A 2,036-nucleotide genomic window follows, 5' to 3' on the forward strand; every position below is an offset into this window, starting at 1 on the left:
GACGTTACTAGTCTACTGAAAGATTACGACAAGCAGAAGTATAAAAGTGAAATTCATCTGAAGTCTACATACATAAAGCCTATTAAAGAAGACGATCCGATTGTCAAAAAAGAGGAGAAAGCACTACAGAATCTTCTTGGGCAGTCTGTTGAGTATAAAGTGCAGAATGAAGTGTATCCTTTAAAAGCGAAAGATTTAATTCAAAATGCCTCTATGTCAAAGGATATGAAAGTGACAATCGATGCGAGCGACATTAAAAATAAGATTGCTGAAATTAATAATGCTAAATCAACATTAAATAAAAATTTCAGCTTTAAAACTCATTCCGGTTCGGTTATATCAGTAAAAGGACAAGGCTATGGCTGGGCACTAGATGTTGAAAAAGAAACAAAACAAGTTCAACAAGCYTTTGARAARGGYGAAAAATCACTTTCTGCTTCTAATATYCAYGGAAATGGTTGGGAGAAGGAAGGTATCGGTTATGAAACAACATCGAATAATGGCATCGGAGACACGTATGCGGAAGTTTCAATTGCAGAKCAACAAATTTGGATTTATAAAGATGGRAAATTAGYMGTCACAACAAATGTAGTAACTGGTAAACATAGCACGAGTGAAGATACATCACCAGGTGTGTGGTACGTYTTATATAAACGAACACCATACACGTTGAAAGGAAGCGCAGTAGGYAAAGCTGATTATGCAGTTAAAGTAGATTACTGGGTTCCATTCACAAATAGCGGTCAAGGATTCCATGATGCTGGTTGGCGAACAAACTGGGCGAATAATGCCTATTTAACAGGGGGATCAGGCGGGTGTGTAAACCTTCTTCCTAATGTTGCAAAAACTGTATATGATAGTTTGAACACTAATGATCCAGTTATCGTGTACTAGTAAATAGCAACTTGCGTGAAGTGATACATGTATCAAGAACTTAAATTTAGAAAAAAGGATAGAATGGTTACTTCCTATATCGATAATTATGTAAACGAGCTGTCCAAATGGGCAACTTATTGTATTTTTTGCTTAGCGTGGTTTAAATCTCAAAAAAGGCGATAGGAAATCCTATCGTCTTTTTTATTTTTTATTAAAAAATAAATTTAAATCAGTTTTATCTGTATCATAAGCTAATGCTTCAGCAATACAATCTTGAATAGTTTCCAATTTAGCTTTTTCAAAGAATGGTACTGAAAAAATATAATCCGATCCTGCCCTTTGAATAATCAATACATTTTGCATACCACTACCTAAAATACCAATTCCAATTAATAGTAAAATGAGTCCGAATATAAAGTTATTTCCTATGGTATTAAAGGAAAAAAGAATAATAATCAATCCTAATATAATAGATTTTATTCTATACTGAGAAGAAATCATTGTAGAACTAATGTTTTTCAAAGGAATACTTTGATTATCTTTTCCAGCAGGAATAAACCCTAATAGAGTGTTTCCTGTTGATACTTTTACAAATCTTGAATCAACTGAAACAAATCCTTTAATCCAAAAAAACAAAAGTGACAACGAAAAATCTGTTTTTTTCTCCATTCCGTCCTCCTAAAATGTAAAATATTCTATTTATGAAAATTTATTATGGAATCGTCCCATTTAATTGGATATGATTTTTGTGAAAAAAAGTCTACTTTTTTATTAATGTAATAGATTTCAATTAAAATGTCACATTCAAGAACTATCACTAAATTTTTCAAGAATTTAAACGTAGGAAAGGGTAAAATAAAAATGAACTGGAAAAAAGGCGGATTATGGATTATTATTTTTTTCATTGTAAAAGGCACAATTTCTACACTTTTAATAGTTACAGGCGCTAAATATTTTGATTTATCATTTATGCAACTTTTCGTACTGATACTGATCTTATTACTGATTTCTCTCATAAGTCGAAAATTGCTTTATAGACATAAACAAAATAAAAAGCAAAAAGAGTTAAATATATAATGAAGCCCCAGAGATCTTTGGATTTCTGGGGTTTTACTTATTCAATAGTGAGTTTTGGGTCCGCAATACGAATGATACACTCC

At 31.8% G+C, this 2,036-nt stretch carries 3 protein-coding genes; 2 read left to right on the forward strand and 1 reads right to left on the reverse strand.

What is annotated here, in order from left to right; genetic code table 11:
• Positions 1–894 (forward strand): L,D-transpeptidase family protein (locus AC1DJR_RS29225; protein WP_477004169.1); only part of this gene is annotated, 894 nt, incomplete at its 5' end.
• A gap of 183 nt (positions 895–1,077) precedes the next feature.
• Here AC1DJR_RS29225 and AC1DJR_RS29230 read toward each other — a convergent pair.
• A complete protein-coding gene (locus AC1DJR_RS29230; protein WP_429687953.1) occupies positions 1,078–1,545 on the reverse strand; it encodes a hypothetical protein in 468 nt (155 codons plus the stop codon).
• 192 nt (positions 1,546–1,737) lie between these two features.
• Here AC1DJR_RS29230 and AC1DJR_RS29235 point away from each other — a divergent pair, with 192 nt between their 5' ends.
• A complete protein-coding gene (locus AC1DJR_RS29235) occupies positions 1,738–1,953 on the forward strand; it encodes a hypothetical protein (RefSeq protein ID WP_002161189.1) in 216 nt (71 codons plus the stop codon).
• Positions 1,954–2,036 lie beyond the last annotated feature (83 nt).

Source organism: Bacillus sp. 05T31 (genome assembly GCF_056396725.1).

Excerpts from the sequence above, each read along its gene's own strand:
- AC1DJR_RS29230 (WP_429687953.1), bottom strand. The coding sequence starts at position 1,545 with ATGGAGAAAAAAACAGATTTTTCGTTGTCACTTTTGTTTTTTTGGATT.
- AC1DJR_RS29235 (WP_002161189.1), top strand. The coding sequence starts at position 1,738 with ATGAACTGGAAAAAAGGCGGATTATGGATTATTATTTTTTTCATTGTA.